The 17280-nt window shown below is 67.2% G+C and carries 13 protein-coding genes and 1 tRNA gene; 5 read left to right on the plus strand and 9 right to left on the minus strand.

Going from position 1 to position 17280, the window contains the following annotated elements; all coding sequences use genetic code 11:
• Positions 1 to 55: 55 nt before the first annotated feature.
• On the plus strand, positions 56 to 910 hold the full coding sequence (locus tag AC1D0A_RS11180) for a polyphosphate kinase 2 family protein (RefSeq protein WP_243180979.1): 855 nt from the start codon (positions 56 to 58) through the stop codon (positions 908 to 910).
• A 36-nt stretch (positions 911 to 946) separates the two neighbouring features.
• Here AC1D0A_RS11180 and AC1D0A_RS11185 read toward each other — a convergent pair whose 3' ends face one another.
• Positions 947 to 1177, minus strand: a complete 231-nt coding sequence (locus AC1D0A_RS11185; protein ID WP_243180978.1) for an exodeoxyribonuclease VII small subunit — start codon at positions 1175 to 1177, stop codon at positions 947 to 949.
• A 138-nt stretch (positions 1178 to 1315) separates the two neighbouring features.
• A complete protein-coding gene (gene xseA, locus AC1D0A_RS11190) occupies positions 1316 to 2602 on the minus strand; it encodes an exodeoxyribonuclease VII large subunit (RefSeq protein WP_476945792.1) in 1287 nt (428 codons plus the stop codon).
• 254 nt (positions 2603 to 2856) lie between these two features.
• Here xseA and AC1D0A_RS11195 point away from each other — a divergent pair, with 254 nt between their 5' ends.
• Positions 2857 to 3717, plus strand: coding sequence for a hypothetical protein (locus AC1D0A_RS11195; RefSeq protein WP_476945793.1), 861 nt, complete (start codon positions 2857 to 2859; stop codon positions 3715 to 3717).
• Between the two features lie 9 nt (positions 3718 to 3726).
• Positions 3727 to 4815: a 4-hydroxy-3-methylbut-2-enyl diphosphate reductase gene (locus tag AC1D0A_RS11200; protein ID WP_028275712.1), complete on the plus strand. Its 1089-nt coding sequence runs from the start codon at positions 3727 to 3729 to the stop codon at positions 4813 to 4815.
• A gap of 61 nt (positions 4816 to 4876) precedes the next feature.
• On the opposite strand, the gene AC1D0A_RS11205 is transcribed toward AC1D0A_RS11200, so the two are convergent.
• On the minus strand, positions 4877 to 6115 hold the full coding sequence (locus AC1D0A_RS11205) for a DNA recombination protein RmuC (protein ID WP_476945794.1): 1239 nt from the start codon (positions 6113 to 6115) through the stop codon (positions 4877 to 4879).
• Positions 6116 to 6335: 220 nt separating this feature from the next.
• Between AC1D0A_RS11205 and ychF the strand changes: the two genes are divergently transcribed.
• Positions 6336 to 7421 carry a redox-regulated ATPase YchF gene (gene ychF, locus AC1D0A_RS11210; protein WP_028275710.1) on the plus strand — a complete coding sequence of 362 codons (1086 nt, stop codon included), beginning with the start codon at positions 6336 to 6338 and terminating at the stop codon, positions 7419 to 7421.
• 48 nt (positions 7422 to 7469) lie between these two features.
• Here the strand turns inward: ychF and selB are convergent, their stop codons facing one another.
• The 3 genes from selB to AC1D0A_RS11225 all read right to left on the minus strand — a co-directional run bounded on the left by selB (position 7470) and on the right by AC1D0A_RS11225 (position 10731).
• Positions 7470 to 9266, minus strand: coding sequence for a selenocysteine-specific translation elongation factor (gene selB, locus AC1D0A_RS11215; protein ID WP_476945795.1), 1797 nt, complete (start codon positions 9264 to 9266; stop codon positions 7470 to 7472).
• A gap of 3 nt (positions 9267 to 9269) precedes the next feature.
• On the minus strand, positions 9270 to 10601 hold the full coding sequence (selA, locus tag AC1D0A_RS11220) for an L-seryl-tRNA(Sec) selenium transferase (protein WP_243180968.1): 1332 nt from the start codon (positions 10599 to 10601) through the stop codon (positions 9270 to 9272).
• 35 nt (positions 10602 to 10636) lie between these two features.
• A tRNA-Sec gene (locus AC1D0A_RS11225) sits at positions 10637 to 10731 on the minus strand.
• A 44-nt stretch (positions 10732 to 10775) separates the two neighbouring features.
• Between AC1D0A_RS11225 and selD the strand changes: the two genes are divergently transcribed.
• Positions 10776 to 11801: a selenide, water dikinase SelD gene (gene selD, locus AC1D0A_RS11230; RefSeq protein ID WP_028275707.1), complete on the plus strand. Its 1026-nt coding sequence runs from the start codon at positions 10776 to 10778 to the stop codon at positions 11799 to 11801.
• Between the two features lie 17 nt (positions 11802 to 11818).
• Here the strand turns inward: selD and nrfD are convergent, their stop codons facing one another.
• From nrfD to fdh, 3 genes are read right to left on the minus strand one after another with little or no spacing between them, the layout of a single operon-like run.
• Complete coding sequence (gene nrfD, locus AC1D0A_RS11235; protein WP_476945796.1) at positions 11819 to 12910, minus strand: NrfD/PsrC family molybdoenzyme membrane anchor subunit; 1092 nt, start codon at positions 12908 to 12910, stop codon at positions 11819 to 11821.
• A complete protein-coding gene (locus AC1D0A_RS11240) occupies positions 12907 to 13917 on the minus strand; it encodes a 4Fe-4S dicluster domain-containing protein (RefSeq protein ID WP_028275706.1) in 1011 nt (336 codons plus the stop codon). The genes nrfD and AC1D0A_RS11240 overlap by 4 nt, the downstream gene beginning before the upstream one ends.
• Positions 13918 to 17205 (minus strand): formate dehydrogenase, encoded by a 3288-nt coding sequence (gene fdh, locus AC1D0A_RS11245; protein WP_476945797.1) that lies wholly within the window; start codon positions 17203 to 17205, stop codon positions 13918 to 13920.
• Positions 17206 to 17280 lie beyond the last annotated feature (75 nt).

The following is a 17280-nucleotide window of genomic DNA, read 5'->3' on the forward strand; positions in this document are numbered from 1 at the left end:
GGAGTTCGGGGACTCGCCCGCGCAGCGGCTGCACGAAACTGGAAAGAGGCTTTCCATGACAGATGCTGTGATGTTCGAGCGGCACCCCGCCGAGACGCTGCTGGTCGGAAAAAAATTCAAGCTGAAGGACTGCGACCCGGACTCCACCCCGGGCTACCCGGGCGGGAAATCCGACGGCGAGGCGCTCCTGGCAGAGCTCGATGGCAAGCTGACCACCCTGCAGGAGCAGCTTTTCGCCGAATCCCGGTTCGGCGGCACCAAGCGCGTCCTGCTGGTCCTGCAGGCGATGGATACCGCAGGCAAGGGCGGGATCGTCAACCATGTCATGGGCCAGATGGACCCGCAGGGTGTCCAGCTCAAGTCCTTCAAGGCGCCGACCCCGGAGGAGAAATCCTACGATTTCCTCTGGCGGATCGAGAAGGCAGTGCCGGCGGCCGGGATGGTGGGCGTTTTTGACCGCTCGCATTACGAGGACGTCCTGATTCACCGGGTCCACCGCTGGGCAAGTCCCGAGGAACTGGAGCGGCGCTACAAGGCCATTAACGAATTCGAGGCAAGGCAGGCGGCAGCCGGGACCACGGTGGTCAAGGTCATGCTCAACATCAGCCGGGACGAGCAGAAGGACCGGCTGCTCGCCAGGCTAGATGACGAGTCCAAGGTGTGGAAGTACAGCAGCACCGACCTCAAGGAGCGCGCCTTCTGGAGCGACTACATGGATGCGTACCAGGAGGCGTTCGAGAAGACGGCCACTGACATCGCGCCCTGGTACGTCGTGCCGGCCAACAAGAAGTGGTACGCCCGCATCGCTGTCCAGCAGCTGATGCTGGACGCCCTGGAAGGGCTGAAGCTGCAGTGGCCGGATCCGGAGTTCGACGTCGATATGGAACGGGATCTGGTCGAGCGCTCCTAGTTCGGAGGGAACCGGCGCGCCGCGGCGTGCCGGTTCCTAGTTCTTGTCCGCGGCCTGGTCCCGGGCGGCGGCGAGACGCTTGCGGGCGCCTTCCAGCCACTGTTCGCAGCGCTTGGCCAGTGCCTCGCCGCGCTCCCACAGCGCGAGCGATTCCTCCAGGCTGGCGCCGCCGGCCTCCAGCTTGCCCACCACTGCGACCAGCTGCTCGCGGGCGTCCTCGTAGCTGAGGGCCTCGACGTCGGCGTTCGGGCTGGATTCTACTGCCATGTGGGTGCTCCTTGGTTGTCGCGGTTTGTGCCGCGGTGATGCTGTCTGTGGTGCTGACCGTGGTGCCTGTTTGGGGCGCTGACGGGTGGCCGTGTTGGCGCTGACGGGTGGCCGTGTGGCCACGACCGTCCGCCTGGGTTATTCCTCGGCCGGTTCCCGGCCGCCGGTGGATTGGGCGGTGAACCGGCCGCCGGCCACCCGAACCGTGAGGTCCGTGCCGGCGGGCGCCTGGGACGGATGGCGCACAACGTCCCGGTGCGCTGCGGGGGCGTTCCCGGCGCCGGCGAGCTGGACCACTGCGTAGCCGCGATCCAGTGTCTTTTGCGGCGAGAGTGCACGCACCTGCGCCTTGAGGTGGACCAGTTGGTCCGCTGCCCGCACGACGGCGGCGCTGATCGCCGAGTGCGAGCGGATCTTGAGCCGTTCGACGTCCTCGTGGCGCTGGCTGATCATGACGTCGGGGGAGAGCAGCACGGGGCGCGAACGCAGGGAGGCCAGCCGGTCGCCCTCGCGTTCAACGAGCCGGGTGACTCCGCGACGGAGCTGGTCCCGTGCCTGCCGGACCCTGACAAGCTCCTCGGCGACGTCGGGAACTATCCTCTTCGCGGCGTCGGTGGGCGTTGATGCCCTGAGGTCTGCGACGTCATCGAGGATAGGCCGGTCCGCTTCGTGCCCGATCGCGCTCACCACAGGGGTGGACGCGTCAGCGACGGCCCGGATGAGCTCCTCGCTGCTGAACGGCAACAGGTCCTCGAGGGCGCCCCCGCCGCGGGCGATGACGATGACGTCGACCACGGGGTGGGCGTCGAGTTCCCGCAAGGCCGCGATCATCTGGGCTACGGCGGTGTTCCCCTGGACCGCTACTTCGCGGATCTCGAATTCGACGGCCGGCCAGCGCAGGGCGGCATTGCGCAGCACATCCTTCTTGGCGTCAGAGTCGCGGCCGGTGATCAGGCCGATCCGGTGCGGGAGCAGGGGAAGCCGCTTTTTGCGGGAATCGGCAAAGAGTCCTTCGGCGGCGAGGGCCTGGCGCAGCCGCTCGATCCTGGCCAGGAGGTCGCCGAGGCCCACGGGCCGGATGTCCTTCACGGACATGTTCAGCCGGCCCGTCTTGAGCCAAAATTCTGCCTTGATCAGGGCTACAACCCGGGAACCGCGTTCGAGCGGGGCGGCCTGGCGGTCCAGCACTGTGGTCCAGACCGATGCCGGCAGCGAGATTTCGGCGTCGATGTCCCGCAGTGTCAGGTAGGCGTTGCTGCCACGCCGGTTGAGCTCGATTACCTGCCCCTCAACCCACGCCGAGGGCGCGCGGTCGATATGCATCTTGAGCTTCTGGGACAGCAACTGCAGCGGCCAGGGGTTGTCCGGACTGGTTTCGGCCGCGGTGGCCGGTAGCGTGGTTGCTGCCGCCGCGTCCTCAGGCATGCGTGGGCTCCATGGCCGGAAGTGCCTGGTGGAGTGCCTTGTGCATATGTGTGCGTTCCTTTGCTGCGTGCCGGTTACTGCATGTCCTTACACCGGGACTGCCGGCGGCCCGCTTCCCGGCGGGTGGGCCGGCCGGCAGCCGGAAGTTGTCTCTGTCAACTCTATCCATAGCTCTACCACCGGGGTCCGACTTTATGGCCGCGCCCGGCCCCGCCCTAGGATGGGAGGGATGCCATCAACCTCCTAGGAATCCCTTGCGCACTTTTGTCTCTGCCGTCGCCGTCCTCATCGGGCTCCTGATGGCAGCCGTCGCCGTTCCAGCCATGTGGGTGGACCAGAACATCGTCCAGGAAGAGGGCTTCGTCGCCCTGACCGCGCCGCTGGGCAAGGACCCGGCGTTCCAGCAGCGGCTGGCCGCGGCCGCCGTCGACGGACTGGCCGCCAGCGCCGGCATTCCCGAAGCCTTCACGGAGCTGGCCCGGCCGGTCCTGGACAGCGCGGCGCGCTCGCTGACGGGACTGCCCGGCTACCCCGACGCCTGGGCTGAAACCCTGCGCAGGAGCCACCGCCTCACGCTCGCGGACCCCAGCACGCTGCCGCCGGAGGTTGTCGGCACGTCCTCGCTCACCCTGGATGTCGCGCCGCTTGCCGGGCTGGTGGCCAAGCAGGTCACTGCGGCGACCACCCTTCCGCTGGAGGCGCCCGGCCAGGTGCTGATCCATATCGGGCAGTCCGACCAGCGCCAGATGATCGAACGCGTTACCGTCTACGCCCCGATGGGCTACGCCGTTGCCGTCGGCTCGGCCATCGCCTTCATTCTGGCGTTCGTTGCGGCCCGACGCCGGTGGACCGTGCTGGTCGGAATGGGCGTTGGAACGCTGGTGCTCGCGGGGGTATGGAAGCTGGCCAGCGATGCCGCCGGCGCCGCGGTCGCCGGGACCTCGAGCGGCAACGATGTGGCGGAGCTGTTCAAGAACGAGTTCGTCGCGGCGTGCTCTGCCAGCTTCGGCCAGTGGATCGTCGCTGCTGCCGTCGCGGGAGCAGCACTGGTAGCCACGGGAGTGGCTGTCCGGGTCGCCGGCGCGCGCAAACGGGGCAGGATTGAACACCGGTAGCATGGGAGCATGACCACCACCGCTGTCTCCGTTCCGATGCCATCCGTTCCGCGCAGGCGGCGTTCACCGGAAGACGTCCTGGCCGCGGCCCCGGTCGCCGGTCCCAAAAAGGTCCTTCTGGCAGCCCCGCGCGGCTACTGTGCCGGCGTGGACCGTGCAGTCATCGCGGTGGAAAAAGCCCTGGAACACTACGGCCCGCCGGTCTACGTCCGCAAGCAGATCGTGCACAACGTCCACGTGGTCAGCTCCCTGGAGGAAAAGGGCGCCATCTTCGTCGATGAAACCGACGAGGTCCCGGAAGGCGCCCTCGTCATCTTTTCCGCGCACGGAGTCTCGCCCGCCGTCGTCCAGTCCGCCGAGGACCGCGGCCTGCGCACCATTGACGCGACCTGCCCGCTGGTCACCAAGGTGCACCGCGAAGCCGTCCGGTTCGCCAAGGATGACTTCGACATCCTGCTGATCGGCCACGACGGCCATGAGGAAGTCGAAGGCACCGCCGGCGAGGCCCCCGAACACATCCAGATCATCAACGGCCCGCACGAGGTCGACAAGGTCACGGTCCGCGACCCGGAAAAGGTCATCTGGCTCTCGCAGACCACCCTCAGCGTGGACGAAACCATGGAGACCGTACGCCTGCTCAAGCAGCGGTTCCCCACCCTGCAGGACCCGCCCAGCGACGACATCTGCTACGCCACCACCAACCGCCAGGTGGCCATCAAGAAGATTTCGCCCCAGGCGGATCTGGTGATCGTGGTGGGCTCCGCCAACTCCTCAAACTCCGTCCGCCTCGTGGAGGTGGCACTGGAATACGGCGCCAAGGCCTCCTACCGGGTCGACTTCGCCAATGAGGTTGACGAGACGTGGTTCGAGGGCGTCGCCACGGTGGGCGTGACGTCGGGGGCCTCCGTCCCGGAAGTCCTCGTCAAGGACGTGCTGCGGCTCCTCGCCGACTACGGCTACGGATCGGTCGAGGAAGTCGTCACGGCCGAGGAAGACCTCCTGTTCTCCCTGCCGAAGGAGCTCCGGGCCACCCTGAAGCAGGCCGGCGACGTCACCCGCGCCCTCGGGGGCCGCGGCACCCGCCCCGAACAGTCCTAGGCACTGGACAGTCCTTGGTACTGGACAGTCCTTGGGCGCTGAGACCCATGGCGCAGTGCACCTAGGCCGCGGACTCTTCTGACTCGTCGCGGGACTGAAGTTCCGGGGCTGCGACTGCCCGCGGTGTGACTTCGACGGCGGGGGGAGTGGCCAGTCCGGCGGTTTCCAGGGCGTTGAGTTTCCTCGCGGTGGGCAGGACGCGGGCCTCAAGGGTCCCGACCATGGAGTTGTACCGCTCAACCGAGGTCTTCAGCGAGGACCCCAGCTTGGTGACGTTCTCGCCGAGCGTGCCCATCCGGTCGTAGAGCTGCCGGGCGAGCTCGAAGAGTTCCCGGGCGCTGTCCGTCAACACGTCCTGCCGCCACGTGAACGCCACCGACTTCAGCACCGCCAGCAGGGTCCCGGGGGAGGCCAGGACGACGTTCTTGGCCAGTGCGTAGTCCAGCAGGGCCGGGTCGGCTGTGAGGGCGGCGGCCAGGATCGATTCCGCCGGCAGGAAGCAGACCACCAGCTCCGGAGAGTTGCCTGGGATGTCCCAGTACTTCTTGCTGCCCAGCGCGTCCACATGGGCCTTTAGGGCCTTGGCATGGGCGGCGAGGTGCGCCTGCTGGCTGCCGGGCAGCTGCGAGGACTGCTGGCCTGCCTGGGCGGCGCCGAGGTCCTGGGCGGCAAGGTACGACGCCAGAGGGACCTTTGCGTCGACCACCAGCTGCTTGTCGCCGGGCAGCTGCACCACGAGGTCGGGCCGGAGGCTGCCGTCCGTGCCGGAGCTGTGGGCCTGCCCGCTGTGGAGCTGTTCGTGGAAGTCCACGTGCCGCAGCATGCCTGCCGCCTCGACCACCCGGCGCAGCTGGACCTCGCCCCACTGGCCGCGGGCGCTGTTGGAGCGCAGGGCGGACTCCAGCGCATGCGTGGACCGAAGCAGCTGCTCATCGGACAGGCGGGCCTCCTGCAGTTGCTGGGCCAGCTGGCCGTACTGCTCCAGCCGGTCGCGTTCGAGCAGGGATACCTGCTGCTGCACGGCGGTGAGCTTTTCCGCCACGGGCGCCAGCGCACGGAGCAAACTGCCGTCATGGTTCCGGGACTCGCCGAGCTCGCGGTTCTGGGCCGCGAGCAGGCGCCTCTCGGCGTCGGCGGCGGCGAACTGGGCGCTGACGTCGGACAGCCGGGCTGACACGCCGTCGAAGTCCTGTTCCACGGCCAGGTAGCGCCGGCGCAGCAGGACATAGACGACGGCGGCGCCCGTGACGGCGCCCGTAAGCAGCATGAGCAGGGCGAGAATCAGTGAAAAAGCTTCCATGCCTTCACTGTGGCATGCCCCTGTGACAGTTTTGGTTTCGACGCCCGGAACACCCGGAACATCCCGGGACACCGTGGGATGTACCCGCCGCAACACCCCGACATCGCCCCGCGACCGCCCCCACACCGCCCCGCGCCCGCGCCGGCACCCTGCCGCCCCACAGGTGTAGCCACGGGCCCGCAGCAACGGCTGGCCGCTGGTGCGGGTAGAATATATGCTCGTGGCTCTTACTATTGGCATCGTCGGACTGCCCAACGTCGGCAAATCAACCCTTTTCAACGCACTGACCCGAAACCAGGTCCTCGCGGCGAACTATCCGTTCGCCACGATCGAGCCCAACATCGGCGTCGTGAACCTGCCGGATGCCCGGCTTGAAAAGCTGGCCGGCATCTTCGGCTCCGCGCGCCTGCTGCCCGCAGCCGTGTCCTTCGTGGACATCGCCGGCATCGTCAAGGGCGCCTCCGAGGGCGAGGGCCTCGGCAACCAGTTCCTCGCCAACATCCGCGAGGCCGAGGCCATCGCACAGGTTGTCCGCGTGTTCGATGACCCGGACGTCATCCACGTCGACGGCAAGGTCGATCCCAGCTCTGATATGGAGACGATCAACACCGAGCTGATCCTGGCCGATCTGCAGACCATCGAAAAGGCCATCCCGCGGATCGAAAAAGAAGTCAAGATCAAGAAGCGGGAGGCGGCCGAGCTGGCGGCCATCCTGGCGGCGCAGGCAGTGCTGGAACGCGGCGACACCATCTTCTCTTCCATCAAGAGCGACAAGCTGGAGATGGAGCACCTCAAGGAACTCGGCCTGCTCACGGCCAAGCCTTTCATCTATGTCTTCAACTCCGACGAGGGAATCCTCGGCAGCCCGGAGAAGCAGGCGGAACTGCGTGCCCTCGTGGCCCCTGCCGACGCCATCTTCCTGGACGCCAAGCTCGAGTCCGATCTGGTGGAGCTCGACGAGGCAGAAGCCCGCGAGATGCTGGAAATGAACGGCCAGGATGAATCCGGGCTGGACCAGCTGGCCCGCGTCGGCTTCCACACCCTCGGACTGCAGACCTACCTGACGGCCGGCCCCAAGGAAACCCGCGCGTGGACCATCCGCCAGGGCGACACCGCCCCGCAGGCGGCCGGCGTGATCCACTCCGATTTCCAGCGCGGTTTCATCAAGGCCGAGGTCGTCTCCTTCGATGACCTGATCGAGGCCGGTTCCATGGCCGAGGCGAAGGCCCGTGGCAAGGTCCGGATCGAAGGCAAGGAATACATCATGGCCGACGGCGACGTCGTTGAATTCCGCTTCAACGTCTAGTTCCTGACCTCTCTGAGGCCTTAGAGGCGCGGGGCCAGAAAGTGCGGCTCAACGCGCCACGGTCCGGTGACCGGCATCAAGGCGCCGGGTCCAGCCGCGAGAGTCCAGATGTTCAAGCAACGGGACTGCGACTCGACGGGTCGTGCCCAGAGTCTGGCGTGCTTGGCTCGTGGTGAAGGGCTGCTCCAGACCGGCCAGTAGGCGCATCGCTAGGGCGGGGGCCGTCGGCAGTAGAACCACCCCATCGCGCAACCGCAGCAGACGCCCGGTGCGCTCCGCCGCCGCGAGCTCGCGGGCGCCCAAGCCCAGTGCGGCCAACTCCTGGGCTTCGGGGGCGTGAAACGGATGTGCGGTCAGGGTGCGCTCCACCTCGGCGATCGCTGGCTCTGCGGCGCCGAGAGAATCTCGGCTGCCAGGCAGCCGGACGTGGCCGCCCTCCGCTTCCAGCCGTGCGCCGCGGATGACGTGGGACAGCAGCCTCTCCTCGGGCAACTGCAGTAGGTCCCGCGCCGCGCCCAAGGACATTCCGGCGGCCAGCGGGTCACGTTCCTGCAATGCCTGGACCGCGGCGCGCAGCCGTTCCTGCCATGCCTCGAGGACAGGCGCATGCACCCACCAATCACCGATGACCTGGACCTCCGGGGGCGCGGCCGTCTCGGGACCGGGCAACAGCCCCAGCCGGTGAAGGTGTTCTGCCCGAACTGCTCCGCGGGCGGCGACTTCACCGAGCACGTCGCCGGCGGGGTCGAGGCCGGAAAGCCGCTCCGCCCAGCGGGCGCCGTCTCCCCGCCGCCGCAGGGCAGGCGGATCGGCGTCGAGGATACGCGCCCCACCCAGCACTGACCGGCTTCCGGGGTCGCGCAGCACCAGCCGGTCGCCGAGAACGAGGGGCAGTTGCCTGTCAAGGACGAGCCGGGCGTGATCCGCGCCGAATGGCCGTAAACGGGCAGGCACGGACGCGGTGCCAACGTGCACCATGAGCTGTTCGGGCACAGCCGTATAGGCCAACCCTGTCGTGCGCTGAATACCGACGACGCCGGTCGTGGGCCACGCATCCGGGGTCAGCAGCGCATCTCCCCGGCGGATGTCCGTGGCGGCAACGTCCCGTAGGTTCAACGCCACCCGGCTGACGGGCTGCACGGACGCAAAGGCCGTGTCCCTGCTTTGCAAACCGCGGACCACCACGGCCCGGGAACCGTCGTGGCTGAGCAGCTGGAGCCGGTCACCCCGTTCGAGTGTTCCTGCCGCCAGCGTTCCGGTCACTACCGTTCCCGAACCGGAAATCGTGAACGAGCGGTCAACCCACAACCGGACCCGCCCTGAGGTGGCGGGGGCGGGCACGCGGGCCAGGACGCCGTCGAGTGCTGAACGCAGGTCGGCCAGACCGGTACCGTCAATAGCGGATACGGCAACTGCGGGGGCTTCCCTCAGGCCCGTGCCGGCCAGCTCCGTGCGGGTCCGCGAGAGCACGTCCGCGATCCGACGGCTGGACGCCCGGTCCGCACGGCTTAGCACGACCACGCCGTGTTCTATTCCAAGCGCAGCGACGGCATCCCGGTGATCACTTGACTGTGCCTGCCAACCCTCGTCCGCGGCGACGACGAAGCAGACCACCGGGGCCGGTCCGATTCCGGCAAGCATGTTTCCCAGGAAGCGTTCGTGGCCCGGTACGTCGACGAACGCTACATTCTGTCCGGACGGGAACGTGGTCCAGGCGTAACCTAGGTCGATGGTCAGCCCGCGGCGCCGTTCTTCCTCCCAACGGTCCGGCTCCATGCCGGTGAGGGCGCGAACTAGGGTGCTTTTGCCGGAATCGACGTGCCCGGCGGTGGCTACGACGTACACTCCTCAGCCCACCCCGCCTGCGTCCGCGGCCTTGAAGGCTGCCAGCGCTTTCCGTATCGCGTCGAGAATCCTGTCGTCATCCGCCGGGGCGATGCAGCGCAGATCGATCAGGCACGAGCCATCGTTGACGCGTGGCAGCACAGCCGGATCACCGGTGCGCAAAAGTCCTGCGAGTCCCTCTGGGAGCCGTAGTGCCCATCCCGGCAGAGGCACTCCCGGAGCGCCGCCGCCACCTACCCGACCGTCATGGGACACCACGGGCACGTCGAGTTCCCGGGCGAGCCGGTCCGTGCGGCGCTGCAAGTGCCCGGCGTCGGCGTGCAGGGCCCGGACAACCGGCGGCGGGCCGCCCGCCAGCGTGGCTTCCAAGGCGGCAAGGGCGAGTTTGTCAGCCCGGACCGCACGGGCGAGCGGGTGGCGGGCCAACCGCGTGATGATTTCCTTGCGGCCCAGCAGCAAGCCAGCCTGTGGGCCGCCGAGTAGCTTGTCACCGCTGGCGATCACGACGTCGGCTCCGCTCACCAAGGCGGAGGCGGCGTCCGGCTCCTCCGGCAGGAAAGGGTCGGGCGACAAGAGCCCGCTGCCCAGGTCGGCCACCAGAGGTACCCCGTGGGCGACGGTCAGCGGGCTGATTTCGTGCAACGGGACAGTGGAGGTAAATCCATCGACCCGGAAGTTGCTGGGATGGACCTTGAGTACGCACCCGGTGTTCGACCCCAGAGCACCGGCGTAGTCGTGTAGGTGGGTGCGGTTGGTCGTACCTACCTCGCGTAGCTTCGCCCCCGTCGACTCCATTAAGTCGGTCAGCCTGAAGCCGGCACCGATCTCGACCAGTTCCCCGCGGCTCACCACCACCTCCCGGCCGGCGGCCAAGGCAGTCGTGGCCAACACCAGCGCTGCGGCGCCGTTGTTCACCACCAGCGCATCCTCAGCCGCGGGACAGGCGGCGAGTAATGCAGCGCGCGCCCCGGCGCCGCGCCCGCTCCGGCTGCCGGTTGCCAAGTCGAGCTCCACGTCAACGTAGCCGCTGGCCGCGATAACAGCTTCCACCGCGTCTTCAGAAAGTGGAGCACGGCCGAGGTTGGTATGGACGATGACGCCGGTTGCGTTGAGCACCGGACGAAGGGTCGTCGCCGTGCGGTCGGCTACGGCGGCGATCAGTGTTCCTTCCACTTGTCCGGGCGGGAGCTCACCACGCCGTGCCTGATCCTGGATTTGACGAACGAGGTTGCGGATGACGCGCTCGTTCAGCCTGCTCCGGGCCTTGGAGACGGCCGGCAGAGCCAGCAGGTCATCGGTGCGCGGAATCAGGCGCCGGGGATCGACCGGGTCCACAGCCCTCCTCTGCTCGCGGCGCTCGGGCCGGAAGTTGGCGGTGGCGGACGGGAATCGAACCCGCCAGGCCGAGATGCTCGGCCGCACCGGTTTTGAAGACCGGGGGGCCCACCAGGACCCGGACGCCACCGGGGCTCAATATAGCAGGGTTGCCTGAAGGAGTACGCTAGGCGGGTGAACGAGGCCCAGACGCCAGTCCAGCAACTCGGTACCGGTGCTGCCGGAACTCTCCGGCTCACCGGCTATGCCCACGGTGGCGGCTGCGCGTGCAAGATTCCGCCCGGAGAACTCGAAGAAGCGGTACGCGGACTCACCGGCCAGCCCGGCGCCGATGTGCTGGTCGGGCTTGACAGCGGCGACGACGCAGCCGCCGTTCTGGTCCGTGGGGACCTGGCCGTATTGTCCACCGCTGACTTTTTCACCCCCGTGGTAGACGACGCCTTCGATTGGGGCCGGATCGCCGCCGCCAATGCGCTCTCCGACATTTACGCGATGGGCGGGCGCCCGATTATGGCGATTAACCTCGTCGGCTGGCCCCGTGGCGTACTGCCGCTGGAATTGATGACCGAGGTACTCCGCGGTGGCCTGAGCGTGGCCGCCGAGGCAGGGTGCCCGGTCATAGGCGGACACACTATCGACGATCCGGAACCGAAGTACGGCATGGCGGTCACCGGCGTCGTCCACCCCGACCGATTGCTGCGGAACGACGCCGCCCGGCCCGGGCTGCCCATCACGCTCACCAAACCGATCGGCGTCGGACTGCTCAACAACCGTCACAAGCAGACCGGCGAAGTGTTCACCGAAGCAGTAAAGACGATGACGCGCCTGAACCGCGACGCCGCCGAGGATGCGGTGGCGGCCGGTGTGCGGGCAGCCACGGACGTGACGGGCTTTGGCTTGCTCGGACACCTGTACAAGATGTGCCGGGCCTCCGGGGTCGGGGCAGTGGTGGACCGGAAAGCGGTGCCGCACGTCGACGGCGCCCGGGAAGCGTTGCGCGATGGGTTTGTCTCCGGCGGAACGCGGCGCAACCTGGACTGGGTGCGGCCCTACCTGCGTGCCGCCGCGGGCGTCACGGAGGACGATCTTCTCCTGCTCGCCGATGCACAGACCTCCGGCGGGCTACTCGTCGTCGGTGAATTGCCGGGCCATCCAGTCATCGGACACACCATCGCGGGCCAGGGCATCGAGATCCGCTGAAACCCGGCCATTCGTCTTCAGCCGCCGGTGGTGATCGCGTCGTCGGTGATTCCGGCCGCACGGCGGGCGGCGAGCCGCGTCTTCTGCGGTTCGATGGTGTACCGCGGATCTCTGGCCGAGGTGAGGCCCGCCTCAAATACACCAAAACGCGTCAGGGCGGACGCGGTCAGCAACGCGAGTCCGGAGGCCGCAGCCGCTCCGCGGTGTCGGCCGCCCAGCAGTGTTCCCAGCCCGCCGGCGACCGCCAAACGCTCGCTCCATTTCAGCATGGCGCCCGCCTTGCCCTGGTGTAGGGGTTCCGCCGCCACCGGGTCCATCCGTTGTTTCATGACTTTCATGGCAACCACCTCACCTAAGACGCCGAGCACGGCGAGCTTCCGGGCCGGCCCCGTTTCGCGCACCGGCGTGGTGACCATGGCGAGCCCGGCAGAAGCGAGGGCTGCCGAACTTACGAAGACGAACGGCAGTTCCTCGTGGGCAGCGTTCCACGTCGGTGTGGCGGTGTCTCCGAGCAGCACTGCCGTGTAAGCCGCCAGAGGTCCGGCAAAGACGGCGGCCTCGAAGCCGGCCGGTCCCTCGACAGCCCGCAGCACGCTCCGCAACGGGCCCAGCGGAAGCCGGGATCCGCTCATCCGGTCGATCTCCGCCACCGCCGAGACCCCCGCACCTGCGCTGAAGGCGCTGAGGATCCACGAGCCCACACTCATCGGCGAAGTGACCTTGAAGGTCCGCAGCATATGCAGAAAGCGCTCCGGCCTGCCGAGGTCCTTCACAAGCGCAACAGCCCCGGCACTTACCGCTGCCAAAGCGCTCAAACGCGCGTTACGGCGCAGCGTCGGCCGCCCGCTCAACTGGCCGCCGAGTCCGAGCAAAGCCGAGCCGGCGGCAACGCCGCCCAGGAACAGGTACGCGGCCACATCATTACCCCAGGGTGCCGGCTTTACAACCGGACGGCCGTAATACGAGCTGAATTCCGGCTCGGGAACCATAGGCATTTCCCGGGAGCCGTCGCCATTGGCCGGGCGGCGGCCCGGTCCTCGTTTGCCCTCCCGCCGGCGACGGCGGGCGGGTTCCGATGGCCGGAAGCTGTCGAACTCTGAGAGGGTCATGCACGCCCTCCCAGGAATGCCACTGCAACTGCCGCGGCCATGCCCGCTACTGCCATGCCGGCCCTTCGGTACATCTGCGGAAGGTCGGCCGTGGGTACCCGTGGGTCCGGCGGAAGTCCGTAGACCTCGGGTTCGTCGAGGAGCAGGAAGACTGATCCGGTTCCGCCGACGCCGTCGTTTTCGTTCGCACCGTAGAGCCTTGCCTCCGTCAGACCTTGCGCGTGCAGGCTGGAAACGCGTTCCCTGGCCGTCTCCACCATGTCGTCATGGTCGCCGAACTTGATAGACGTCGTAGGGCACGCTTTGGCGCACGCGGGGGTCTCATCCGCGACAAGCCGGTCGTAGCACAGCGTGCACTTCTGAGCGATGCCCGCATTGGGGACGGCGGGATGCTTGGCGTGCTGGTCGTTCCTGCTGGTGGCCACCTTGACCGAGCCATCGGCGCGGCGCTCGATGACGCCGAAAGGACATCCGGCGACGCAGGTTCCACAGCCGTTGCAGACGTCATCCTGTACCACCACGGTGCCGAATTCGGTGCGGAAAAGCGCTCCGGTGGGGCACACATCGAGGCACCCGGCGTGCGTGCAGTGCTTGCAAACGTCGGAGGACATCAACCACCTGAAGTCTGCCGTGTCCGGGGGCGTGGTGTCGGCCTCGGCCAGGTCCGTCGCAGCTGGCGATGCCGTGGCCGGCGGACCAATACGCGGCATGCCCAGGCTCACCAGGGCGCGGCCTGATTCCCGCGCCTCCACAATGCGGTCCTGACCTTGCTCGATGAACGCCACATGACGCCAAGTGCTGGCGCCCAGCGCCCCGGTGTTGTCGTAGGACGACCCGAGCAGCTCCAGATTGCCGTCCTGCGGGTTATGGTTCCACTCCTTGCAGGCAACCTCGCAGGCCTTGCACCCGATGCAGATCGAGGTGTCGGTGAAAAAGCCCTTCCGCGGATGGCTGTGCTCCCAGTGGGCATCGGCGGTGGGGTCGGTCGGTCCGGACAGCTGGCCCATCTAGTCCTCCAACATCGGATTGGTAATGGCGCGGTTGCCGGTCTCGGCGGTCAGTCCCGCCCGCGCCTGATAGGCGGCGACCATTGCCCGCAGTTCCTGCCCGCGCGGCCGGCGGCCCGGGCGGATATCGCAGGAGGCGACCTTGGACTCCTGGATCTGGACGTTGGGGTCCAGCGTCACGCCAAGCAGGTCATTGGCGGCGTCGCCACTGACGACGGCGTTACTGCCCACGCCCCAGTGGTAGGGCAGCCCGATCTGGTGCACGGTGTGACCGCCCACGGCCAGGGGTTTCAGCCGGTCAGTGATGAGCACCTTCGCCTCTATGGCCGAGCGGGGCGAAATAATGGTGGCCCACCCGTAGGGCTCAAGCCCCCGCTCGGCAGCCAGTTCAGGCGAAACCTCACAGAACATCTCCGGCTGCAATTCGGACAAGTAAGGAAGCCAGCGGCTCATCCCGCCGGCGGTGTGATGCTCAGTAAGCCGGTACGTGGTGAAGACGTACGGGTACACGTCGGCGCCGGGAGTACCGGCACTTGGCGCACTGAAGTTGCCCGCGTGCGGGAACACCAACCGCGCCGGACTCTGCTGCTGCGGGTAGAGCGCGTTGGCCACGGGGGATTCCTGAGCCTCGTAGTGGGTGGGAAGGGGCCCATCCACAAGGCCCTTCGGGGCGAACAGCCAGCCCTTGCCGTCGGCCTGCATGATGAAGGGGTCATCTCCGCTAAGGGCTGCAGGGCCGCCGAGGGCCGGGTCGGGCTGGCTTCCCGGAGCCCGGTCCACCGGGAAATCGGGAACGTCGTCGCCGACCCACTTTCCTTGCTCCTGGTCCCACCAGATGTATTTCTTCCGCTCGCTCCACGGCTTACCGGCGGGATCCGCGGACGCACGGTTGTAGAGGACCCGGCGGTTGGCCGGCCATGCCCAGCCCCATTCCGAAGCCACGGGCCCTTGTTCCTGACCAGGCTTACGGTTGGCAGCGTGGTTGGAGCCACCAGCGTAAACACCGGTGTAGATCCAACAGCCAGCGGCCGTGGAACCGTCGGCGCGAAGTTCGGTGTAGGCGGAGAGGGGCTTACCGGCGTCCGGTCCAGCCAGTTGGCGGCCGTTGATCTCCGCAAGCACAGCCTCGGCATCCGGATCGCCGTGCTCATCCGTGGGATAGTCCCAGGTCAGGTCGAGCAGCGGACGGTCCCGCTCGTCCTCGGAGCCAGCCAGCTTCGCCCGGATCCGTTGGCCTAGCTCGAAGAAGAACTGCAGTTCGCTCTGGCACTCCCCGGGCGGTGCCACCGCCTGGTGCCGCCACTGCAGCAGACGCTGGGTTTGCGTGAACGAGCCCGCTTTCTCCACATGGGTGGCTGCGGGCAGGAAGAAGACTTCGGTCTCGATGTCCTCGGTGCGCAGTTCGCCGGATTCGATCTCCGGGCCGTCCTTCCACCAGGTGGCCGACTCGATCATGTTCAGGTCACGCACCACCAGCCACTTCAGATGGGACATGCCAAGCCGTTGCAGCCGGCCGTTGGCCGAGCCCACTGCGGGGTTCTGTCCAAGGATGAAGTAGCCCTCCACCTCGTCCTTGAGCATGCTCATAGTGGTCTCATATGTGCCGTGCGCCCCCGTCAGCCGCGGAAGGTAATCATAGGCCCAGTCGTTGTCCGCGGTCGCGGCTTCACCCCACCAGGCCTTCAGCAGGCTGACGGTGTAGGCGTCGGCGTCGGCCCAAAAGCCCTTTTGCTGTTTTGACCCGACGGCTGCCAGATATTCACTGAGGCTGTCGTGGCGGCCGGCACTGGGCATCGGCAGGTAGCCGGGTAGCAGGTTGAACAGTGTGGGGATGTCGGTGGACCCCTGGATGCTGGCATGGCCGCGAAGGGCCATGATCCCGCCGCCGGGGCGCCCCACGTTTCCCAGCAATAGCTGAAGGATCGCCGCGGCCCGGATGAACTGCGCTCCCAAGGAGTGCTGAGTCCAACCCACCGCGTAGGCAAAGCAGGTAGTCCGGTCGCGTCCCGAGTTTTCCGTGATGCTGCGGGCAAGATACTCGAAATCCGCCACTTTGATGCCGCACATGTCCCGGACCATCTCCGGGGTGTACCGGGCATAATGCCGCTTGACGATCTGGAAGACCGTCCGGGGGTCTTGCAGTGTGTCGTCCCGCTGAACTTCGGCATGCTCCAGCGGCGGCCCGCCACTGCCGAAGGTGTCGGCGGCAGCACGGGCGGACGCTTCGGCGCCGTGTTCGCGGCTGGGCCCGGGCTCATGAATCGCGCCCTCACCTTGTTCCGCGTACGCCCAGGACGACGTGTCGTACGCCCTTTTTTCCGGATCGAAACCGGAGAACAGGCCGCCCAGGTCCTCGGCATCGCGGTAGTCCGCATGCACCAGCGTCGCCGCATTGGTGTACGCGCCGACGTACTCCTTGAACCAGAGGTCATTGGTGATGACGTAGTTAATCAGGGCACCCAGAAGGACGACGTCAGAGCCGGCCCGGATCGGAATGTGCTTGTCCGCGACGGCGGAGGTACGCGTGAAGCGGGGATCGACGTGGATGACCTTAGCTCCGCGTGCCTTAGCCTCCGCAACCCACTGGTATCCCACCGGGTGGCATTCGGCCATGTTGGAGCCCTGAATGACGATGCAGTCGGCATTGGCCATGTCTTGCAGTGATTGCGTCGCACCACCGCGCCCAAACGAGGCTCCCAAACTGGGAACCGTGGAGGAGTGTCAAATGCGGGCTTGGTTCTCGATCTGTACCGCACCGGCAGCCGTGAAGAGTTTCTTGATCAGGTAGTTCTCTTCGTTATCGAGTGTTGCCCCGCCCAGCGAAGCAATCCCCATCGTGCGGCGAAGCAGCCTGCCTTCCTCGTCTTCTTGCTGCCACGTCCTGCGGCGGGTCTCGATGAAGCGGTCCGCCACCATGTCGACGGCGGTGGCCAGGTCCAGGTGCTGCCACTGGGTGGAGCGCGGCGCACGGTAAAGCACACCGGTTTGACGGCCTGGCGAGTTGACCAACTGTTCACTGGCAGAGCCCTTGGGGCACAAGCGGCCGCGGGATATTGGCGAATCCGGATCGCCCTCGATTTGAACGACCTTTTCGTCCTTGACGTAGACCAGTTGTCCGCAGCCCACGGCGCAATACGGGCACACGCTCTGCACCACGCGGTCAGCGGTGACCGTCCGTGGAGTAATGGCCCTGGTCTGCGGGGATGTCACCGCCGGACCGCGGCCCAAGAGGTCGCCCGTACTCAACTGCCGGACAACCGGCCACTGAAGAAAACTGCGTCGTGCCATGAAAGGAGCCTACCCAATCAGGGCCCCGGGGAACAGGGGCGGGTACTGACTGTGGAGGAACGAGTGTCATGGTTT

The sequence above is a fragment of the Arthrobacter sp. P1_D4 genome (genome assembly GCF_056406115.1).

Excerpts from the sequence above, each read along its gene's own strand:
- AC1D0A_RS11240 (WP_028275706.1), bottom strand. The coding sequence starts at position 13,917 with ATGGGCCAGCTGTCCGGACCGACCGACCCCACCGCCGATGCCCACTGG.
- AC1D0A_RS11200 (WP_028275712.1), top strand. The coding sequence starts at position 3,727 with ATGACCACCACCGCTGTCTCCGTTCCGATGCCATCCGTTCCGCGCAGG.
- AC1D0A_RS11185 (WP_243180978.1), bottom strand. The coding sequence starts at position 1,177 with ATGGCAGTAGAATCCAGCCCGAACGCCGACGTCGAGGCCCTCAGCTAC.
- AC1D0A_RS11205 (WP_476945794.1), bottom strand. The coding sequence starts at position 6,115 with ATGGAAGCTTTTTCACTGATTCTCGCCCTGCTCATGCTGCTTACGGGC.
- AC1D0A_RS11180 (WP_243180979.1), top strand. The coding sequence starts at position 56 with ATGACAGATGCTGTGATGTTCGAGCGGCACCCCGCCGAGACGCTGCTG.
- nrfD (WP_476945796.1), bottom strand. The coding sequence starts at position 12,910 with ATGACCCTCTCAGAGTTCGACAGCTTCCGGCCATCGGAACCCGCCCGC.
- xseA (WP_476945792.1), bottom strand. The coding sequence starts at position 2,602 with ATGCCTGAGGACGCGGCGGCAGCAACCACGCTACCGGCCACCGCGGCC.